18 protein-coding genes and 1 pseudogene are annotated in these 20,698 nt (G+C 68.2%); 8 read left to right on the forward strand and 11 right to left on the reverse strand.

Translation table 11 applies throughout. From position 1 onward, the window contains the following. Positions 1-663: 663 nt before the first annotated feature. A complete protein-coding gene (locus ACFYR3_RS40365) occupies positions 664-933 on the forward strand; it encodes a hypothetical protein (RefSeq protein WP_355854126.1) in 270 nt (89 codons plus the stop codon). Positions 934-1,802: 869 nt separating this feature from the next. On the opposite strand, the gene ACFYR3_RS40370 is transcribed toward ACFYR3_RS40365, so the two are convergent. Then, entirely contained in the window at positions 1,803-2,408 is a 606-nt protein-coding gene (locus ACFYR3_RS40370) for a TetR/AcrR family transcriptional regulator (protein ID WP_355854129.1), read from the reverse strand. Positions 2,409-2,512: 104 nt separating this feature from the next. On the opposite strand from ACFYR3_RS40370, the gene ACFYR3_RS40375 reads away from it, so the two are divergent. Beyond that, positions 2,513-4,027 (forward strand): MDR family MFS transporter, encoded by a 1,515-nt coding sequence (locus tag ACFYR3_RS40375; RefSeq protein ID WP_355854132.1) that lies wholly within the window; start codon positions 2,513-2,515, stop codon positions 4,025-4,027. 400 nt (positions 4,028-4,427) lie between these two features. On the opposite strand, the gene ACFYR3_RS40380 is transcribed toward ACFYR3_RS40375, so the two are convergent. The 5 genes from ACFYR3_RS40380 to ACFYR3_RS40400 all read right to left on the reverse strand — a co-directional run bounded on the left by ACFYR3_RS40380 (position 4,428) and on the right by ACFYR3_RS40400 (position 11,770). Next, on the reverse strand, positions 4,428-6,848 hold the full coding sequence (locus ACFYR3_RS40380) for a SpoIIE family protein phosphatase (RefSeq protein WP_355854135.1): 2,421 nt from the start codon (positions 6,846-6,848) through the stop codon (positions 4,428-4,430). 938 nt (positions 6,849-7,786) lie between these two features. After that, a complete protein-coding gene (locus ACFYR3_RS40385) occupies positions 7,787-8,479 on the reverse strand; it encodes a response regulator transcription factor (RefSeq protein WP_355854138.1) in 693 nt (230 codons plus the stop codon). Positions 8,480-8,483: 4 nt separating this feature from the next. Then, positions 8,484-9,713, reverse strand: a complete 1,230-nt coding sequence (locus ACFYR3_RS40390) for a histidine kinase (protein ID WP_355854165.1) — start codon at positions 9,711-9,713, stop codon at positions 8,484-8,486. A 29-nt stretch (positions 9,714-9,742) separates the two neighbouring features. Beyond that, on the reverse strand, positions 9,743-10,621 hold the full coding sequence (locus ACFYR3_RS40395) for a CPBP family intramembrane glutamic endopeptidase (protein ID WP_389287086.1): 879 nt from the start codon (positions 10,619-10,621) through the stop codon (positions 9,743-9,745). Between the two features lie 732 nt (positions 10,622-11,353). Continuing rightward, positions 11,354-11,770, reverse strand: a complete 417-nt coding sequence (locus ACFYR3_RS40400; protein ID WP_389287088.1) for a hypothetical protein — start codon at positions 11,768-11,770, stop codon at positions 11,354-11,356. A 346-nt stretch (positions 11,771-12,116) separates the two neighbouring features. On the opposite strand from ACFYR3_RS40400, the gene ACFYR3_RS40405 reads away from it, so the two are divergent. From ACFYR3_RS40405 to ACFYR3_RS40415, 3 genes are all read left to right on the forward strand, one after another. Continuing rightward, on the forward strand, positions 12,117-12,674 hold the full coding sequence (locus ACFYR3_RS40405) for a TetR family transcriptional regulator (RefSeq protein ID WP_355854147.1): 558 nt from the start codon (positions 12,117-12,119) through the stop codon (positions 12,672-12,674). Beyond that, the gene (locus ACFYR3_RS40410) at positions 12,671-13,564 is read left to right on the forward strand and encodes an aldo/keto reductase (protein ID WP_389287090.1); all 894 of its coding nucleotides are present in this window, start codon (positions 12,671-12,673) and stop codon (positions 13,562-13,564) included. The genes ACFYR3_RS40405 and ACFYR3_RS40410 overlap by 4 nt, the downstream gene beginning before the upstream one ends. 90 nt (positions 13,565-13,654) lie before the next feature. Next, positions 13,655-14,674, forward strand: a complete 1,020-nt coding sequence (locus ACFYR3_RS40415) for an NADPH:quinone reductase (protein WP_389287092.1) — start codon at positions 13,655-13,657, stop codon at positions 14,672-14,674. 386 nt (positions 14,675-15,060) lie between these two features. On the opposite strand, the gene ACFYR3_RS40420 is transcribed toward ACFYR3_RS40415, so the two are convergent. From ACFYR3_RS40420 to ACFYR3_RS40430, 3 genes and pseudogenes are all read right to left on the reverse strand, one after another. Continuing rightward, positions 15,061-15,651 (reverse strand): DUF899 family protein, encoded by a 591-nt coding sequence (locus ACFYR3_RS40420; RefSeq protein ID WP_389287094.1) that lies wholly within the window; start codon positions 15,649-15,651, stop codon positions 15,061-15,063. A 139-nt stretch (positions 15,652-15,790) separates the two neighbouring features. Next, positions 15,791-15,970: pseudogene (locus ACFYR3_RS40425) on the reverse strand (DUF899 family protein); the annotation flags it as partial. Between the two features lie 671 nt (positions 15,971-16,641). Further along, entirely contained in the window at positions 16,642-16,926 is a 285-nt protein-coding gene (locus ACFYR3_RS40430) for a hypothetical protein (RefSeq protein WP_355858746.1), read from the reverse strand. A gap of 283 nt (positions 16,927-17,209) precedes the next feature. On the opposite strand from ACFYR3_RS40430, the gene ACFYR3_RS40435 reads away from it, so the two are divergent. Next, positions 17,210-17,803: a DUF4291 domain-containing protein gene (locus ACFYR3_RS40435; RefSeq protein ID WP_355858749.1), complete on the forward strand. Its 594-nt coding sequence runs from the start codon at positions 17,210-17,212 to the stop codon at positions 17,801-17,803. Positions 17,804-18,032: 229 nt separating this feature from the next. On the opposite strand, the gene ACFYR3_RS40440 is transcribed toward ACFYR3_RS40435, so the two are convergent. Next, positions 18,033-19,136 carry a hypothetical protein gene (locus ACFYR3_RS40440; RefSeq protein ID WP_355858752.1) on the reverse strand — a complete coding sequence of 368 codons (1,104 nt, stop codon included), beginning with the start codon at positions 19,134-19,136 and terminating at the stop codon, positions 18,033-18,035. Positions 19,137-19,330: 194 nt separating this feature from the next. Beyond that, positions 19,331-19,459: a hypothetical protein gene (locus ACFYR3_RS40445; protein ID WP_389287097.1), complete on the reverse strand. Its 129-nt coding sequence runs from the start codon at positions 19,457-19,459 to the stop codon at positions 19,331-19,333. Positions 19,460-19,987: 528 nt separating this feature from the next. Between ACFYR3_RS40445 and ACFYR3_RS40450 the strand changes: the two genes are divergently transcribed. Next, positions 19,988-20,203 (forward strand): ATP-binding protein, encoded by a 216-nt coding sequence (locus ACFYR3_RS40450; protein WP_356785059.1) that lies wholly within the window; start codon positions 19,988-19,990, stop codon positions 20,201-20,203. Next, positions 20,191-20,550 carry an ATP-binding protein gene (locus ACFYR3_RS40455; protein WP_389287099.1) on the forward strand — a complete coding sequence of 120 codons (360 nt, stop codon included), beginning with the start codon at positions 20,191-20,193 and terminating at the stop codon, positions 20,548-20,550. Before ACFYR3_RS40450 ends, ACFYR3_RS40455 begins: the two co-directional genes overlap by 13 nt. Positions 20,551-20,698 lie beyond the last annotated feature (148 nt).

Here is a 20,698-nt window from a genome sequence, read left to right on the forward strand (position 1 = left end):
CGGGTCGTCGGGCAGACCGGTGATCCGGATGCCCTGCTGCCTCGCGCAGTCGAGGGTCCCGCCAGATGCAAGGGAGGAAGCGCTTTCCGGATGAAAAAGCGAGCGGGTCGTACCCCGCGTGTCCGCGGTTGAGGGCGGCGGCTCCGGGGGCCTCGCCGGCCGGTCGGTGCTGCTGGTCGAGGCGGTCCGCAGGTCCGGCCTGGACCCGCGACACCGGCGGGACTCACGCCGTGGCGCAAGCAGCGGGCGGTGCACTATCCGGGCAAGATCCCGCTGGACGCGGCCCTGGCCGTAGCGCTCGGCGGAGACCGCCTGGCCGACATCGGCGTGCCGCGGGCCGAGCCGGGCGTGTCCGGCCCGGCGGCTTCCGGTCCGACGGTTTCCCGCCTCGTCGACGCGCCCCCCGCTTGCGCCCCGAAGGCCCTTGCGGCCTGCGGCTGTTCTCTGTTGCCGTGCGGATCGTGAGCACCGGCGGCCACCACCTGCCGGCCCGGTGGCCACGGACGGGTCCGTTCGCATGCACTACGGCTTTCGGGTGCTCCTGCTACGCGATCATGAGACCCGGCGCGCCAATGCACGTTTCGGGATATTCCGAACTAATCTCCCATGATTGTAAAAGTCGATCTTCCATAGATCGCACCCACTCACTCCATCGGAGATGAAATGCGCAAGCTTCGCAACGTTGCCGTCCTGATCGCCGCGATCGGCAGCATCGGACTCGTGGGCGGCACGGCCCACGCCGGTGGCCACGGCGACGGGTTCGACATCAAGCAGCACTCCTCCTGCAAGTCGCACGACCTGAACCTGGACGTCCTCGGCCAGGTCGGCCTGCTCAACGGCCTGGGCGGCAACCTGCTGGGCGGCGAGGGCAACCCTGGTGCCCAGGTCACCACCCTCGGCTCCACCGCGGGCTGCAACAACAGCGCCTTCTGAAGTCCTGGCCGACGCGGAGTTACCGGCCGATAGACGGTCCCGGCCCCGGGTCTCAGGCCCGGGGCCGGGGCCGGGACCATATGCGTGCGCCGGCAGGGTTCCGAGGTGAGCTTGTTCCGCTTTTGACGAACACCATCGGCGTGGTGGTCGGGCTGCGATGGGCGCCGACCAGGTGGCGCTGTCTGGCCGACATACCGCAGAGCAGGTGGACCGGTTCGAAGGACTTCACCCCGTGCCGCTGCGCCCCTTCTGACCGTGGGCCCCCACGCGTTTCTACGTCGCCCCAGGGCTTGTCCCGCACATCTCGGACGAAGTTGACGACAGCTTCAGCATTTGGGCCCGCGCCACCCTCCGCAGCGCTCCCGCCCCGCCGGCCGACGCCGCGGCGGAGTGTGCCCGGTTCGACGACCGACATCGCGTCCCAGCCCGATTGCCTCCATCACTGGACTAGGGACAAGGGACCGTCTTGGGGGCGCGCGACCTCGACCCGAAAGCTGGCGAGGACGACGAACGCGCGGTCTCCGAAGGGGTCTCAGTGGCGCCGTGTATACCTACTTTACCGATGAGTAGGGACAGGACGGGAAACCCTTTCCCTGCTTCCGTCCCGCCGAGAGCTCGGCCTGTCTGGTGCTCGCTCCTGGCCGTGCGAGCAGTCGGCGCACCTCTTGGCCATGTCACTGGCGGCTCATCGCTTTGCTGCTGGCCGGGCTTCGTGGACCGCGCTGCCCCTCGAGGGCGGCTGGGCGGGAGCGGATCCTATGGATGTGGACGGCTCAGGGGGAGATCACGCCCGGGATGCGTGACTGCATGACGGGCGGCACACAGGGTTCCGGTGTGAGAGCCGGAGGGGACATTGCCGGCCGGGAGGGCTAGCGAACTGGGCCGGCGGAGATGAGGGGCATGAACAGGTCGTCCACAATCGTGATGAGTCGCTCGCGCGGGATCGGCTGGTAGGTCATCAGCATGTCGTGACGCATCAGGTCGAAAGGCAGGGCCAGCACGGCCGGCGGGATACGGTCGAGTTCGATCTCGCCCCGTTCGTGCGCGCGGGCGAAAATCCGGTCCGAGGCGAGCGGGCGATCGGCCATGAGCTGCTCGCGGGCCCGGGCGGGGGTGAGACCGGAGTCGGCCAGCAGGCCGGCGAACGCGGCGCTGACAATGGTGACGAAGCCGATTCGCGCGTCGGCCGCATTTTCGAGCAGCGCGAGCAGGTCGTCGCGCAGGCTCCCGGTGTCGGGGATTTCGACGGGGTGCGTCAGGCGGAAGTGGCGGATGGCGGCAATCGTCAAGTCGGTCTTGTTGGACCAGCGTCGGTACAGCACCGCCACGCCCGTCCGGGCCCGAACCGCGACCGACTCCATCGTCAGCTTGGCGAAGCCGACCTCGACGAGTTCCTGCCATGCGGCCTCCAGCAGGGCAGCCTCCAGCTCCTCCCCGCGCCGTCGCTGCCGGTTGCGTTGTTCCACTTCACCCATGGCGACAGGATAACGACGACGAGCGTAAGAGAGGTTTACATTCCTTACCCTCCACCTCTACTCTCCGTAAGAGATTAATACCTCTCTTACGGAAGGGGTGTGGCATGTCCGCACCACCGGCCAAGCCCGCGGCCGAGAAGCTGGACCCTGCGGTGGTCAAGGCCGCCCTGATCCTGATCGTCGGCGCCATGGCCGTCGTCTTCGACACCACCATCGTCAGCGTCGCCCTGGATTCACTCGCGTCGAAGTTGGACACCGCGGTCACGTCGATCCAGTGGGTGACCACCGGCTATCTGCTGGCACTTGGCATCGCGGTCCCGCTCAGCACCTGGGGTCTCGAGCGGTTCGGCGGCAAGCGGCTGTGGATCTTCTCGCTGGCCGTCTTCCTGGTCGGCTCCGTGGGCTGCAGCCTCTCGTGGAACGTCGGCTCGCTCATCGGCTGGCGAGTTGTCCAGGGTCTCGGCGGCGGCCTCATGCTCCCGCTGATGACCACGCTCATCTTCCAGGCAGCGGGCGGCAAGGCGCTCGGGCGGCTCGTCGCCTACGTCTCGTTGCCGGTACTGCTCGGCCCCGTCCTCGGTCCGGTGATCGGTGGCGCCATCCTCACGCACCTGAGCTGGCGATTCATTTTCTGGGTGAACGTACCGTTCTGCGCCATCGGCCTCCTGCTCGCCGTGCGCTATCTGCACATCGACGCGCCCACCCCTGCCGATCGCGCATCCGCCAAACCGAAGCTGGACGTGCCCGGACTCCTTCTCCTCGCACCGGGCATTTCCATCGTTCTGCTGGGTCTCGCCAACGCAGGCACCGCCGCCGGCTTCGCGCACGCGGACGTCGTCGTCCCGCTCATGGTCGGCGTCGCGCTGCTGGCCGCCTTCACCGGCTACGCGCTGCGCAACAGCCAACCCCTTGTCGAGGTCCGGCTGTTCGGGCAACGCCCGGTCGCCTCTTCCAGCGCGGTGCTGTTCTTCTCCGGCTTTTCCCTGTACGGGGCGATGCTCCTGATCCCGCTGTACTACCAGGATGTACGCGGCAGCACCGCGCTGGCCGCAGGCATCATGCTCGTCCCGCAGGGCGTGGGCACCGTCTTGTCCCGCATGGTGGTCGGAAGCAACATCGACCGATTCGGTCCGCGCGTCTTCGCTCTGTCAGGCTTCGCCATCGTCGCCGCCACATCCGTTCCGTTCGCCCTGGCAGGACCGCACACCGACGGGTGGTTGCTCGCCCTGTGGCTGATCCTTCGCGGGTTCGGCCTCGGCGCCGTCACCATGCCGGTGATGATGGCCGGCTACATGGGCTTGGAGAGACACCAGATCCCGCACGTCAGCGTGCTCACCAGGACGGCCCAGCAGCTCGGAGGTTCTTTCGGTACCGCCGTCCTCGCGGTGATCCTTGCCCATGCCCTCGCCGCCCATCCCGCCGAGCCGGCCAACGCGTTCCATCTGGCGTTCTGGTGGTCCGCAGGCTTCTCCGCCATCGCCGTGCTCCTCGCCCTGTGGCTGCCCGGCACCCAGCCGGAGGCCGAATCCGGCCACGACGGACCCGACGGCCGACGCGCTCATCCCGTCGGGACTTCGGACAGTCGGGGGATGCGCAACAGTGCGCCGGGGGCATCGTGAACGACATAGGGACACCACCAGCAGTACCCGTCAGGCAGCAAAATCCCGTACGGGTACTGCAACGAGTACTGCAGGATCAGCGCCGCACCAGCTCCGACCGAGAATTGAAGCGGCCGACTCAGGCTGGGCGATTGACGGCACACGTCGGCTACGCCGCCTGACCACATATGGATACGTTCGCAGACATCTGCCCGGCCGGTGAGAAGTCGCTGCGGACTGCGACTCCGCCCGTTCTCAACCCCGGGGGCGAGTTGAGGCGTTCAACGCCCATCGCTCGCCATCGGCTTCGGCATCGCCCGTGCCCGCGAACTACGGCGGGGCCGTCGCTTCGGTCCCGTCCGCCGGCCAGTCGGCTGTCTCGGTGGGCCGTGGTCGTGGAAGTCGCGGAGGCTGCGGGCGGTCAGGAGGGCGGCAGAGGCTGCTCCGTCCAGACTGTCTTGCCGTCGCGGGTGTAGCGGGTGCCCCACCGCTCCGTGAGCTGCGCGACCAGGAAGAGCCCGCGTCCGCCCTCGTCCGTGCTGAGCGCCCTTCGGAGGTGAGGGGACGTGTGGCTGGCGTCGGACACCTCACAGGTCAGACAGTGTGTACGGATGAGGCGCAGGGTGACGGGGCCGTCCGCGTACCGGTAGGCGTTGGTGACGAGCTCGCTGGCGACCAGCTCGGTGGTGAAGGCCATTTCCGACAGCCCCCATTCGGCCAGTTTCGCCGTGGCCAGCTCCCTGGCGCGGGCAGCGGCGGTAGCTTCCAGAGGCAGGTGCCAGGTGGCGAAGTTCTCCGGCGGCAGCACCCGGGTACGGGCCATGAGCAGCGCGATGTCGTCGGTCGGGCGGCGGTCCGCGGGCACCAGCGCTTCGACCACCCCGTCGCACGTGCGCTCCAGAGCGCCGGCACTGTGGGCGAGACATTCCTCCAGGTTCTCCAGCGCGGCATCGATGTCGCCGTTGCACGCCTCCAGGAGGCCGTCGGTGTAGAGCGTGAGCAGGCTGCCCTCAGGGAGGTCCAGGTGGTACATCTCGAACGGCAGTCCGCCCAGGCCGAGCGGTGGACCCGCGGGCAGGTCGAGCACGGTCACCTGGCCGTCCGGCGTGGACACCAAGGGTGCCGGGTGGCCGGCGCGTGCCAGGGAACAATGCCGGGAGACCGGATCGTAGACCGCGTAGACACAGGTGGCCCCGATCATCTGTTCGATCGCCGACTGGTTGCCCTCCGCGTTGGTCTCCAGCTCGGCGGCCAGCAGACTGACCAGATCGTCCAGCCGGGCCACCACCTCGTCCGGTTCCAGGTCGAGGCTGGCCAGGGTGCGCACGGCGGCGCGCAGGCGCCCCATCGAGGCCGCGGCGTGGATTCCGTGGCCGACCACGTCTCCCACGACGAGGGCGACTCGGGCCCCCGACAACGGGATCACGTCGAACCAGTCACCACCGATGCCCGATTCACCGCTCGCCGGCAGGTACCGGCAGGCCACCTCTACGGCCGGCAGGTCGGACACCGTGCCCGGCAGCAGACTGCGCTGCAGAGTCAGAGCGGCGCTCTGTTGCTGGGTGAAGCGGCGCGCGTTGTCGATACAGACGGCCGCACGCGAGGAAAACTCATGGGCCACCGCGGCATCGTCGTCCTCGAAAGGCTCCGAATGGCGCACTCGCCACAGACTCACTACGCCCAGTACCAGGCCGCGTGCCATCAGGGGCACCGCGATCAGGGAATGAACGCCGAGACCCACCACGACCTCGATCCGCCGCCGGTCCATGGCGTACCACTCGGGGCGGAGGGACAGCACCCGTTCGAGAACCGGGCGACGCTCGGCCAGGCACCGCGCCTGTGGAGACTCCGGAAGGAGCGGGACCACGTCGCCCTCCTGGAACGGGACCCGTGGTTCCGGGGGCGAAAGGGCCACTCGCAGCAGAGCGCCTGCCATGTCCGAGGGCAGTTCGTCACCGAGTGCCACCGGCTTCAGGAGGTCCACCGAGCAGTAGTCGGCCAGGCCGGAGACGGCCACCTCGGCCAGTTCCCGGGCCGTCTGCGTCACGTCCAGTGAGGTTCCGATCCGGGCGCTCGCCTCGTTCAGCAGGGTGAGTCTGCGGCGGGCCCGGTAGCGCTGGGTCACGTCCTCGATCGTCTCCGCCACGCCGAGAACCCGGCCCGAGGGGTCTTCCATCCGGAACGCGGAGACGGACACCATCCGTTCCCGCCCCGGAGCATGGCGTGTGCGCGCAGACTGCTCCGTGAAGATCAACGGCTCGCCGGTCTCCAAGACGTGACGTACCCGCTCATCGGCCGGACCCGCGTCCTCGTCGACCAGGAACTCACCGGAACGACGGCCCACCGGCGCCTCGGCTGTGATGCCGCTTGCCTTTTCGATCGCACGGTTGACCCGAATCACCTTCCTGTCCGTGCCGTGGATGGCCAGACCGATCGGGGACCGGTGGTACAGGCCGTCCAGCAGCGCACGGTCCCGCTGCCAGGCAACGATTTCCGTGGCAGGAGCACCGACCAGGAACCACTCCTGACGATCTCCGTCGCGGGTGATCGCGCGGGCCCGGAAACCCATCTCCACACGCCGTCCGTCGTGGTGCCGGACGGGCAGGACTCCGAACCAGCCCCCTGTCCTCATGGCGTCCACGACGACGGACCGCGCGACAGGCAGGTCACGGGCGTCGACCAGGAGGTCCCGCCACGCCCGTCCGATCACTTCCTTGGCCCGGTAGCCCAGCAGCTCCTGCGCACGTGCGCTCCAGCCGACCACGGTGCCGTGATCGTCGAGCACGGCCGAAGCGGCATGCCCCAGGGCGAACGGATCCTCCGGGCTCTCACTGAAATGCATCGAGGGCGTCCCCATAACCACCACTTTGTCTCTGTGACTCCGATCTTCCTCCTCCCGGTCTCCGTCCGCGACTCTCCCGTTCCTCTCGGCTCGGCGGTTCGACAGGAGTGACATGGCGGCGCTCAGCGTGTGCAGGCAAACGCCCGCAGGGAAGGGGGTGGCCACGGCTCGGGACCACTTCGTCACGGAGGCCGGCGAGGCGCTTCGGCGGGAGTCGCCATGGCGCGTGTTCACAGCCGCCCCCTTCCGCTTGCCCGAACCAGCCAGGACGACTCGGCCGCGGCACCACCCCAACGACGGCGGGGGCCAGGCAAGTCCGTGCTGCCGTGTGCCCCATGGGTCGCAGCCGGCCGTCGGGGAACCCGGGCCGAAAGCACGGGTCCCGTTGAAGTCTGCGAACGCGACTTGGTGATCCAAGTCAACCCACGTTCACAGACCTTTGCGGGGACGGTCCAACCGTCCTGCGCCGATGCGGAGCGACTGCGTAGCCCGCGTGTGAACGAACGGCAGTAGCGTGCTTCCGCGGAGAAGAACGGGGGAGGCGGAGTGAGGTCATGGTGGCTCACGCGCGGAGACGTTCGGGTCGGTGAGCTTCGCGAGTATGGGGTCGACCAGCCGACGTTCTTGTGCCATGTCGTGCCCGGGCCGGGCTGGGAGGCCGCCAGGACACTGTTCGAGGCGTGGGCGGCTGTACAAGGCCCTGACCCCGACGGACGTCTGAACGCGTAGGCCATACGCCCGCTGATGGCTCTGGCACTGACCCTGCATCCTTCGGACGGGGGTGCGCCGCTGACGTGCTTCAGAGGCCGCATCCTGCGTGTCTGCGGGGACAGAGCCCGCCTCCGCTGCCGACCTGCAATATTCGAATCTGTCCGGCCGGGCGTTGCCAGAGGGCATCAGGCATGTCCCGGGCCAGGCGCAGCAGGGTCGGCCCCCAGTCAGTCGGCCGCCGGGATCAGCCCGACCCGGTAGGCGAGGACGACCGCCTGGACCCGGTCGCGCAGGCCGAGTTTGGCCAGGATCCGCGAAACGTAGGTCTTGACCGTTTCGGGGGTGATGAACAGCGCCGTGGCGATCTCCGCGTTCGACAGCCCCTCGGCGATCTGCCGGAGGACGTCGAGCTCGCGGGGGGTCAGCGCGCGTACGAGGTCTTCCCTGCCCTGCCGGGAGGTGTCGGCCGGCCGCAGGTGTTCAGCGAAGTGACCTATGAGGTGGCGGGTGACGGCGGGCGCCAGCAGGGCCTCGCCCCGGGCGACCGTACGGATCCCGTTCACCAGCTCTGCGGGAGGCGCGTCCTTGAGGAGGAAGCCGCTGGCTCCGGCCCGCAGCGCGTCGTAGACGTAGGCATCGACGTTGAACGTGGTGACGACCAGCACCTTCGGCGGGAACTGGGCATCGGGACCGGCCAGTTGCCGGGTCGCCTGGATGCCGTCGAGCAGGGGCATCCGGATGTCCATCACCACCACGTCGGGCCGCAGCCGCCGTGCGGCTTCCACCGCCACGTGCCCGTTCTCGGCCTCTCCGACGACCTCGATGTCGGGCTGCGCGGAGAAGATGGTGACGTAGCCGGTCCGCACCAGTGCCTGGTCGTCGCAGACGAGTACACGGATGGGCTGCGGCGCATCGCTCACGGGGTCACTCCTGAACGGGCTTGGACGGAATCGTCGCGCGGACCTCGAACCCGCCCTCGGGCCGGGGTCCGGCCTCCAGTTCACCATCGAGCATCGACACCCGTGCACGCAGCCCGGCCAGGCCTCGTCCGCCCGCTGGGCCAGGCTTCCGCGTGACCGGTACGGTCGCCGGGGAGGAGGCGGGTGCATCGGTCGTCACCTTGATCTCGACGTGCTCCTCGCGGTGCCGGACCAGGACGTGTGCCGGCTGCCCGGACGCGTGCTTCATCGCGTTGGTGAGCGCCTCCTGCACCACGCGGTAGGCGGCCAGCTCCACGTCCACGGACTGCGCCCGCCGCTCGCCCTGCTCGCTGAACTCGACCAACTGACCCGACCTGCGGGCCTGTTCGACCAGGTCGACCACCCGCCCCAGGGTCGGGGCCCGGTCCGCACTCGCCGGGTCGGCGAACGCGGACTCACCGGTCGCCTCCAACACGCCGAGCAGGTACCGCAGTTCCGTCAGAGCCCGGCGGCCGGTGTCGCTGACGGCCGCCAGTCCCTCCCCGGCCCGTTCCGGCGCGGACGTGAGCAGGTACTGCGCCGCGTCGGACTGAACCACCATGGCCGTCACGTGGTGGGTGACCACGTCGTGCAGTTCGCGGGCGATCCGTGCCCGCTCGGCGGCCGTGGCCACCTCGGCGGCCAGCCGCCGCCGCTCCACCTCTTCCCCTCGCCGCATGCGCACCGCACTCCCCACCAGCCAGATCGCGGCCAGAGTCAGATAGAACGCGAGGTAGTCCGGGATTTCCTGTGGTGAGCCGAGGTGGTGCAGGACGACGGCCAGTACGGCGTAGGCCGCACTCGCCGCGACCCTCACAGCGCGGCGGAGGCCGACCTGATGGGCCCCGGCGGAGTACAGGGCGAGATACAGCCCCACACTCCCGAACGTCGTCGCGAAGCCCAGCGACTGGTGCACGGCGAACGCGCCCGCGACGACGGCCAGACAGGCTGCGGGCCACCGGCGGCGGGCTGCCAGCGGCAGGGTCTGAGCCAGGGTCAGCCCGATGCCCAGCGCGTTCGCCGGCCGCTCGGGCAGATCGCCGATCTGCCCTCCGATGTTCGACAGGGTCGGCACGAAGGCCAGCAGGGTGAGCACCAGGGCAAGGACGCCGTCCTTGACGGAGGCATCCCGCTCGCTCCACCAGTCAAGTGGTGCCCGGAACAGCGGGGTACCCCAGAGCGCCTGACGGGACATCACGTCCGTTTTCCTCCAGTCGGCCTGTCTCAGTGCCGGGCCCGCCGCCGGGGCAGCAGTCGGCCGTTCCGGTGGGCGAGGACGGCCATCGGGACGGTGATCAGTACACCGAGGATGATGGGCACGATCGACGTCTCCAGGCCGAAGCCGTCGCCGGTCAGCAGGGTGGAACCATGGACGTCGACGGTGTACAGAGCCTCGGGGGTGTGTCCGGAGACCGGGACGCCGAGCAGCTGCTCGACAGTGTTCCAGGCGAAGTGCAGACCCACGACGAACCAGATGCTACGCCGCCACAGGAACGCGGCACCGAGCATGACGCCCGCCTCGAGAGCGATCGCCACCAGGCTCCGCCCACTGGCACCCGGAGCCCCCAGGTGGGCGACGCCGAAGAACAACGCGGTGATCGCGACGGCGGCCCGGCTGCCCCACAACTGCTCCAGGGCCTGCAGGGCAAGACCGCGGAACAGCAGTTCCTCGGTGACCGCGGCGCCGATCTGCACCATGACCGCTGACCACACGACCGACACGAAGCCGTTGCCCGCCCAGGAGAACGAGTAGCCCCCGAAAGCCGTGATCAGGAGTGCGGACACGAGGATGAAGCCCAGACCGATCCCGCCGCCGAGCAATACCTCCCGGCCGGCCCCGCGCCGGGCGATCTCCGGCGTGGAACGTCGTGCGACGAAGCGCATGACCGCCCAGTACACGGCCACCGCGGCAGCCGCTCCCAGCGCCGGCACCGGACCGGGGCCCGTCGCGGTCAGGCCCGAGACGAGACCGACACCGACCATGCCCGTCAGCATCCAGCCGAGCGGAGATCGAACGATCCGGCCGAAACGGCCGCCCCAGCGGTCGCCCTCTTCCTCCGGGCCGGAGCCTGTGTCGTGCGGTGCGGTGGACGTCGTGTCCATCGTGGCCTCCCCCTGTGGTGGTGGTCGCACCGGTGGCGACCTGACAACCACGCTAGGGACGCGCCGACGTCCGCGAGTCACCCCCACATGGACAATCCCTGTAGCTCGCAAGGGGGATGCGCCACCCCTGCCCGCCCATCCAGGGCAGGTATCGAGTCGTGATCGATCTGGCGGACCGTTCCGCGCCATGGAGCGGATCCAGTAGCGCATCCTGCATGACGCGGGTGCAACTGATGGGCGATGAACGGGATTTCATCGGACGGTACATGCCGATCGGCAGGCACCGCCCCTGTCCCGAGCTACCCGCACGATGATTGAGCGGCTCCTGGACCCGGTCAGCTCACGGGACATTTTGCCGGCCATCGCCCAGTGGATCACTGTCCGCTATCTCTGTGGCAGGGCTTCGTGGTCTCGCGCCAGGCGGCGGTGCTGCATGATCCATGTCAAAGCGCGTTCACAGACTTCTGCATCGACGCCGGTCCTCACCGATCCGAAGGCTCTGCCACTGTCAGCACAAGTACTCGCTCCGCATGGTGCAGTACGACCACGGATCGCGGGGAGAGCCTCCAGGCCGTGTGCGCCCGCCCCGGTCCCTCGGCCGCAACTGGGGCGTCGATGGCAGCGGTTGTCACGGTGCCTCCTCGCTGTCGCCGACCGTGGGAGAGCAGACCGTACAAAATGCAGATCCACGTCGTTGGTCATGCAGGCCGTCATGCCGCGTCGACGCGACGCTCAGGTCGTGTCCCGCTTCGCGGCCGACGAAGAGAGCGGTTGCTCGTCGCGGCTCTCCGGGGTGAAGGCGTCGCGGCGAGCGAGGGTCACCGACAGGGGCAGACCCAGCCGCTCGGCCGCGCGTCGCCGGACACGCACCTGCGCTCGGGTCCGGGGCCGGAAGGAAGGGAGCCGCGAGCAGCCGCAGCCGGGGCGGTGATCGTAGGTCAGCCCCTCCGCGAGCACGGTCGCGACGACGGACCATGCCTTCGTGTCGCGTCGCCGGGGCGCGGCGAAGTCGTAGCCGGCGAAGACGAGCTGTTCACGACAGCAAGGACAGATGCGCTTCCGGATCGGCCACGCGCTGCCCTTGAAGGCGAGCCGACATGCGACGCACACATAGTGCCGAAAGGCGCCGTTGAACGCGTGGTAGCACATCGTCCGACAGGGTACGCATCGTCCGCGGGTGGGTCCAAGCGGATTCCTGGTGCCCGATCTGGCCAGTCAGCCGCCGGTCGGTCGCGGTAGCGCACGAGGGGTGTGGATGAGCGAATAGCGGAACAGCCCTGGGTTGCCGCGTCGTGGCGGGTGACCGGCTCTGCCATCTGTCATATGGAGTCGCTTCCGCCGCGGCCGGGACTCCTGGCCGCGACCTCGCCATCCGCTTCATCGTCCACGGCCGGGCTTGTCCACCCGTGACCCACCTCAAGCTAAACAGAGCAGTGACTCTGTATGGTGGGAGCTGCAAGCAGAGCAGCGATTCCTTTTGCTGGAGGAGGGTGCAGTGCCGCGGCTTACGGACGCACGCAAGGAACTTCGGCGCGCCCAGATCACCGAGGCCGCCGTACGCTGCTTCAGCCGCAACGGCCTGGAGCGGACCTCGATCGCCGACATCACGGCCGAGTCGGGCCTCTCGAACGGCTCGATCTACGCCCACTACCGCAGCAAGGCCGACGTGGTCCAGGCCTCCGCCCACGCGGTGCTCACCAAGCGCGCCGAAGCCCTCGGCGACTACGCCGCGAGCGACATCCCGCCCGACCCCGACGAACTGCTCGCCCGCCTGATCGCCGCGATCGACCCCGCCGAGGCCCGCGTCGGCGTGCAGACCTGGGGCGAGGCGACCACCAACCCGGCCATCCGCGCCATCGTCGTCGACACGATCGACCGGATGCGCGCCATGGTGCACGACTGCGTCATGGCCCACCTGGTCAAGGTCGAGCACCTCGACCCGGCCGAGGCCCAGGAGCAGGTCATCCCGATTGCGGACCGGGTGATGGCGCTCTACCTGGCCGAACTGCTGCACACCGCCTTGCGATCACCGACCGAGGAGACGGCGTCATGACCACCGCGACCGCTTCGTTAGCCGCCTGCACCGTTACCCGGATCGGTTACGGCGCCTTGCAGCTCGAGCGCCTGCACGACCGCCGCAGCGACGCCGTCGCGCTGCTGCGCCGCGCGGTCGAACTGGGCGTCGACCACGTGGACACCGCCGAGTTCTATGGCTTCGGTTTCGCCAACGACGTGATCCGCGAGGCGCTGCGCCCCGAGGACGGCGTCCTGGTCGTTACAAAGGTCGGTGCCGATCCCGACCCGGGCGGGCCGCTGCCGCTGCGTCTGGCGCAGCGGCCCGAACAGCTGCGCGCCAGCGTCGAGGACAACCTGCGAAGCCTCGGCACCGACCAGCTCCCGGTGGTCAACCTGCGCCGTCTCGACTCCGGCCCCGGCCTGCGCCCGGACGGCGATCAAGTCGTCGACCTCGACGACCAGCTCGCGGTGATGACCGCCCTGCGCGACGAGGGCAAGATCGGCGCGATCGGCCTGAGCAGCGTCACCCTTGACGGCCTGCGCCGCGCCCTGCCCGCCGGCGTCGTCTGCGTCCAGAACGCCTACAGCGTCGTCTCCCGCGACGACGAGGACATGCTGCGGCTTTGCACGGCCGAGGGCATCGCCTGGGTGCCGTTCTTCCCGCTCGGCGGGGCCTTCCCGAGCCTGCCCAAAGCAACCGACGAGCCGACGGTGCACGCCGTGGCCGAGTCCCTGGGCGTCACACCCTCCCAGGTCGGCCTCGCCTGGCTGCTGCACCACGCCCCGAACGTGCTGCTCATCCCCGGCACCGCCAACGCCGCCCACCTGGAGGCCAACATCGCGGTCGGCGAGATCACCTTCGACGCCGCGACCCTCGCCACCCTCGACGCCATCGAGTCCCGCTCCAACGAAGTCCCCATCGGCTGACCGGAACCAACCGGGCCCGGCTCGCGGCCGCAGCCCGTGCACCCGGCCACGGCGCACAGTCCATATCGGCCAAGGATCTAAGGACAGATCATGAAAGCCATCATCTACCGCGACAGCGGCGGCCCCGAGGTTCTTCAGCTGGTCGACCGTGACCTGCCCGTGCCTGGCCCAGGCGAGGTCCGCGTCCGGGTCGCCGTGTCCGGAGTCAACCCGACCGACTGGCAAGCCCGCTCAGGCGTCGCCCATGCCAAGCTGTTCGCCGAGGTCACCCCGCACCTGGACGGTGCCGGCGTGATCGACGCCGTGGGCGATGGGGTCGAGCAGAGCCGGGCCGGCCAGCGGGTCTGGCTGTACATGGCCGCCGCCGGGCGCCCCACCGGCACCGCCGCCGAGTACACCGTCGTACCCGCCGAGCGGGCCGTGCCGCTGCCCGACGGTGCCGCCTTCGACCTCGGTGCCTCACTCGGCGTCCCCGCGCTGACCGCTCATCGCGCGCTCACCGTCGCCGAGGACGGGCCTGGCCGTCTCCATCCCGGGGCGCTCGACGACCAGGTCGTGCTTGCCGCGGGCGGGGCCGGGGCGGTCGGGCACGCCGTGATCCAACTCGCCCGTTGGGCCGGCGCCACCGTGATCAGCACGGTCAGCGGCCCGGAGAAGGCCCGGCTGGCCACCGCCGCCGGTGCCCACCACGTGATCAACTACCGTGATGGCGACCCGGCCACCGAGATCCGCAAGATCGCCCCGGACGGCGTCGACATCATCGCCGAGGTGGCGCTCGGCGCGAACCTCGCACTGGACCTGGCCGTGCTGCGGGCGCGCGGCACGATCGCGACCTACGCCAACGACGGCGGCAAGCCGGTCGAATTGAACGTGCTGCAGAACATGGTCCTCAACACACGTCTTCAGTTCCTGGTGCTCTACACAGCCGGCCCGGAGGCACGCGCCGCGGCCGTCGAGGACGTCGCCGCCGCGGTCCGCGACGGCGCCCTGCCGGTCGGCGAAGAACACGGCCTGCCACTGCTCCGCCTCCCGCTCCACCGCACCGCCGACGCACACCGGGCAGTGGAAAGCGGCACGGTCGGCAAAGTCCTGGTGGACATCACGTCCTGACCCATAGCCAGCCGCCGTGCCGACATCTGCGCGTAGCCGCAATCGGCACGCCGCAGCTCCCCCAGCCGCAGGCTCGCCGTGAAGATCCGACCCGGACCGGCGCTGGCAGGTTCCGACCAAAACCCCGCCATCACCTCCCGGACAGCCTGCCTGGCTCACGTCCCCAACATGCCGGAAGAACCCAAAGACATCAGTGGATCTTGAGGGCTGTCTTGCACGCGGTGCTGGTCGACCCCGAGGCAGTCGAGCAATGGGCGAAGGGTCGCCTGACCAGCCGCTGAACGCTCTGGTCGGCTTCCAGCCCCCTCCCTGCCGCCTGCACCGGCCCCGCTGGCGGGCCGCGCTGCCCGGGCCCGCCAGCGAGGTGGCCAAGCTATGCAGGTCGTTCAGCCGCCGCCAGAGCCCGAGGCATAGAGCGCAGCGATGTCTTTGGACGTCGCCCACCGACTGTAGGTGGGCGACTGAGGCCATCCCTCGGGTGAATCCTGCCATTCCTCCTGCCGTCCGTACGGCAGGACGTCGATCAGCGCGAAGGTGTGACTGAGCTGCTCAGTACCCCGACCGTTGGTGTGCCAGGTGCGATAGACGGTGTCGCCGTCGCGCAGGAACACGTTGACCGCGAATCCTCCGTCGGGCGGTGCGCCGACGTCGGCCCCGAACGAGCTGTTGGCAGTCGAGTACCACGTCATCTGGTTGCCGACCCGCTGCTTGTAGGCGAGTGCCTCTTTGATCGGGCCCTGGGTGACGATGACGAATCGCGCATCGTAGTTGTCCAGGAACTCCAGGCGGGTGTATTGCGAGGTGAACCCCGTGCAGCCCGAGCACTGCCATTCCTTGCCCGCGAACCACATGTGGTTGTAGACGATCAGTTGCCTCTTGCCTTCGAAGACGTCCGCCAGCCGAAGGTCGTGTCCCGCTTCGTGGTGTAAGCGACCTTGCTCGACGCGTTCCGGTAAGCCGCGCGTCGGCCACCCCATGGGACACGGCTCCCGGGTCGCGAAGCGGCTGACCTGCCGTCAGCGCCATGCGCGGTCCCGAGCCGCGCCGATGCGGCGATGACCTGCGGATTCCGGTGTCTTGATCCGCTACACCACCTGGCGGGACGCCACCCAGCCGAACGGGGCCGTCCTTGCCCTCGAGGGTGTAGTCGGGCATCTCGACCATCGGCAGGCGACGACGCTCGGCGGCGATGGCGTCAAGCTCCCGCGTCGCGGCCTTCTCCCGGGCTCGCAGCGCCTCGAGTTGGCGATCCCAAGTTGCGGCGTCGACGACGGGTGACAGTGCGTGGGTAGTCATGGTCCCCTCACAGAGCTCGTGCGCAGCTTTCGCTTGTGCGGAGGTAGACCCCACCGGGCCCCGGAACTCATCGGTCGCCACAGGGGAATGCGGCTGACGCGGTGGGTCCACCGACGCACCCTGGCCGAGATCACCACTGAAGAACCGGCGCGTCCTCGTCCTCGGCAAGGTACGCACCGACCCGAAGTGGGCGACCGCGCTGGTGAGGGCCCTGCTGGTACTGACGAACCGCGAAGTCGCCCGCTGACCGACGATCTTGATGGGAGCCATCCGCCCGCAACCAGCCCGAGCACCCCGAAGCCCACACACACCAGACCCGCGACCAGCAACTTCACGATGCACACCGCTCATTGCTTGGCAGAGGCTGTGCCCAAGTGCCTGGCCAGCCAAGTCACGGGCACGAATGTTGGCTCGGTCCACGCTCAGCCGGAGGGGCCGAACATGGACCGCGGCCGCGACCTCGCGCTCATCAGCACTCACTCGTCTGTGACCTGTGTCGCTGGTGACGGACAGAGGTCTGTCAACGCGGGTTGATGACCGATGTCAAGCCGCGTTCACAGTCCTCTTTGCGGCCGACCCCACCTCGCGGGATCAACGCTGTGAAGGGCGACCACGTGGGCACTGCAGGCCGGTACAGCCCTGGAGGCTTCATGTGGCCGGTCCGAACGCTGTCATGCGGAAGCCACCACCTCGCCGGCCATGACCCGGGGAGGGTTGGGGAGCAGTGACGCAAGGTTGTCCCGCACGAAGTCCGCAGCCCTCGAGATCGATTCCTCGGCACCGGCCCGGTCCTGGAAGACGCTGGTCGAGACCATCACTCCGTCCCCGGCATCGATCCAGTAGTAGGCCACGAAGCCGGAGACCTGGCGCATGAGCGCCACGAACCCCTCGTTCACGAGACGTGCCGCCTCGACCGTATCGGTCACGCCTTCGTACCGCCGGACTGCTGCGTACATCGCCAAGCTCCTCACGGCGTTCTGGGTTCGTCCTCTGCTGAGACGTCGTACCCCTGCGACGGCTGCCTGGCTCATGAGGCGTCCGCCAATCACCTGAAGGGCCGCCTTGGATGATCCGAACGGCGGCCGCCGGCCCGGACACACGGCCCTGCGCATGTCTGCCACGAGACGGCATCGACGTGGAGTAGAGCAGCCTCGGACGGTGACTGCCCGCAGCACGGAAGAGGCTGTGCGGGTCGAAAATCGGTGGTCACCTGAGCTGACCGAGCTCACGCTGTACACCATGGAAGAACCGCACCGCAGGATCCGCGCGCTCCACACGGCGTCCACGATCACCGTCTACCAGGCGTACCGCCCAGAGATCGGCGGACCCGCCGCCAGTAAGGGCCGTTTCCCCGCCGCGTGGAAGCCTGGCCGCATGACGTGGATCAAACCCAGTTTCATGTGGATGATGTACCGCTCCGGCTGGGGCACGAAGGAGGGTCAGGAGACCGTCCTCGCCGTCGAGATCACTCGCGACGGCTTCGACTGGGCGCTGCGTCATGCCTGCCTGTCGAGTTACGTCCGAGGACTGCATCCGGATCGCGGCACCTGGCAGCGTGACCTCAAGCGCGCACCGGCCCGTGTGCAGTGGGATCCCGAACGCGATCTGCACCTGCGTCCCCTGCCACACCGCTCGCTGCAACTGGGGCTCTCAGGTGAGGCATCGTCGCATTACGCGGACGAGTGGATCGTGTCCATCAGCGACGTGACCCCGCTCGCCCACGAGATCCACGCACTCGTCAGGGACGGCGAACTGGACTCAGCTACCCGACTGCTCCCCCAGGAGCAGGGATACCCCGCCGGTGAAGAACTGCTGGCCCACCTGCGTCCCTGACCGGCAATCCGGGCACAACCGGGTCACATGGACCACAGGTCTGTGAACGATGCTTGATGATCCATGTCAAGCCGCGTCCATAGACCTCTTGGTCTCAGCCGAACTCCTCCGCGTCGACGTGGAGGACCGATCCTCAAGGCTTGAGTGGAATTCAAAGGAGCTTACTCTGCGAGTCTCGATACCCAGTTCGTCCCGACACGGGTTGCGGTCCCGGCAGGCAACGGTCCTCCTACATGTGTCGAATGACTTGCGCCCTCGCTCTTTCGACCGGTGCACGGCTGAACACATGCACCAATGAAAGATAGAACAATGCCGGCGCGAGAGGAGCCCATCGGTGAATTCGATCGGGACGTAGCATGTATTTGACGACGGTCGTGGGCCGGAAGGGTACGTAGTCGATGGTCTGATGTTCCCAGCGATCTGATACTCCTCTGCTCATGCGTTCCTGTAGATCCTCCCGGTTCAAGTCGTTCAGTCTGGCGTAGAAGTGGGCACTCCAGTGGCGCTTCTCGATGTCCAGCACAAAGGCGAGCAACTCGATGGAGTAGTCGAGTGGTTCGATGGACAATTCCTCCCGCATCCCACGACGGGCGACTGCATACAGGTCCGGGGCACTCCTGCCGGACGAATCGATGTGGCGTGACATACCCTCGTTGACGGAGGAGTTCCAGACGCCAGGTGCCATGCGGACCCGGTCGCTGCGTTGGCTGATGACCAACATGTCGTCGGCGGTCACAACCGCGACGTTGACGGCAAAACTGCATTGCAGAAATGCGGGCGCCGCCAGCGGATCGTCAGGGTCGAGGTAGCGTGAACGGGGACTTGTCCCGTCGGCCAGTCGACGGTCGAGTTGTTGAGCCGCGAGAAAAGTGTAGTAGTCCGTTGGGCGCAGACGCAGGTGGACTTCGGGTTGCTCGTCGAGTGCGGTCCGCGAGACGTCGAACGACTCGACCGCGTAGCGAGGACCATTCCACAAAGGTGTCCGGCCCTCTGTTCGTAAGTGCGTGCTCTCCGCCTCGATTTCAGCCCGCCAGCCGACCATGTCCGAAGGTAATTCGATTGGTTGGTCGAGCACTTGGATGTAGACGGCTTCGGCGAGTATGGCGGATTCGCCGTCCCCTTCAACAATCAGGGCGGAGGTGTGAAGAGGGCCTAGAGAGAAAGTTCTCCACGCGGGAGTGGACTCCTCCCGCTGCCTCAGGCCACGTACCGCACGCGTCGAGCGAGATTGCAGCCTGTACCAGGTGTTTTGTAAGGGTTGCTGGAACAGCACCGCGAACAGCATCCCGAGAACAGCGCCGACGACTCCGTTGGCCACATCAATCCCGCCCATGTCAGGCAGGGTAGGCACGGCCGCTGCGCCATGTGTGCGATCTTGTCCCCTTCGTTACAGCACTGATCCGGGCGCCCCAGATCTGCTGGAGGCCCAGGCGCTGGCACCGGGACCTTGAACGGCGAGCCACCACAGTCGTTGAGACGATACCGAGCCCGACTGCGTGCGCCTCGTGAGCGAGCGGGCCGCGCCCCTCACCAGCCGAGCTGGTCGTCTCCCAGCACGGTGCTGCCGAGGTGCGCGGCGAGTTTCTCTGCCCGTGGACAATCGCCCCATTTATCCACGTGAACGAAGACGGTGTGGTGGTCGGCCGACTGAGACAAGTTGACATCGTCGCCGTTGAAGACAACCTCCACGCCGTCGTACTTGGCGACGCCGGGCCGCTCCGCCTCGGCTCCGGGGGTGGACGTAGCAGAACTCAGCGTCGGGAAGCACCGCCGCCATCCGCCGCGTGTCCTCGACAGTCAGCACCTCGGCCATCAGGATCACCTCGTCGTCGTGATCCTCCAGCAGAGCTTTCAAGCGCAGCGCCTGCGTCCACGCCTCGACGGCGTCGCTGGTGCGGAAGACGGGATACGCCTGCGAGTTACCCATGTGCCCCACTCTCACACGGGGCAAAAATGCGCTGCAATCGGGTTCTGCCGGGGCGTCCTGTCGGCTTCGGCAGTGTAAGGGGCTGCGATCGTCTGCAGGCCCGCGACGGTCGCCTTCCAACGGCGCTTACAGAAGGCGAAGTTCGAGCAGCAGGTCACTCTGGAGGAGTTTGATTTCGCCGCTTCTCCGAAGCTGCCCGCAGCCGAGATCCGTGACCTGGCCGCCCTGCGCTGGCTCCATGCCGGCGAGTTGGTGTCTTGTTCGGACCCGTCGGCGTCGGCAAGACACACGTCGCCCAGGCCCTGGGCCACCTCGCCGTCCGGCAGGGCGCGAACGTCCGCTTCACGAAGACCAACCGGGTCCTGGCCGAGCCTGCCAGCGGCCACGCGGATCGCACCTGGGACAAGCGCATGCGAGAGCTGATCCGACCCGACGTCCTCGCATCCTGGACGACTTCGCCATGCGGCAGCTGAGCGCGGCCCAGGCCGACGACCTCTACGAACTGATCTCCGAGCGTCAGGGACGCTCGCTGATCATCACCAGCAACCGGGCGCCCAGCGACTGGTATCCCCTCTTCCCCAACCCCGTCGTCGCCGAGTCGCCGCTTGACCGGCTGATCAACACCAGTCACCAGGTCATCATTGAACGGCCCCAGTCACCGGCCGAACGAGCGCCCCAAGAACCCCGGCGAGAAGCCCCCGAACAGCTAGGCCGCCTCCTCGGATCACGGCTCATCTTCCCGGGCGGCCCGATGACGCCGGGTCTCATCCCCAGCCGGGCGGAAGCAAGTCCCAGGAGTTGCGGCCGAGCCATTCGCTGAAGGTCACAGGTCGGGCACCGCCGGCATGGTCGAGGGACAGCGGGATGATCAGGTCTGAGGGGCCACGAAGTTTCCGGACAGGGACCCAATAGGGTTGTCCTGAACAGGAAACGAGGAAGAAGTGGCGCCACCAAGCAAATATTCGCTG

The sequence above is a fragment of the Streptomyces sp. NPDC005784 genome (genome assembly GCF_042871525.1).
Taxonomy (GTDB): domain Bacteria; phylum Actinomycetota; class Actinomycetes; order Streptomycetales; family Streptomycetaceae; genus Streptomyces.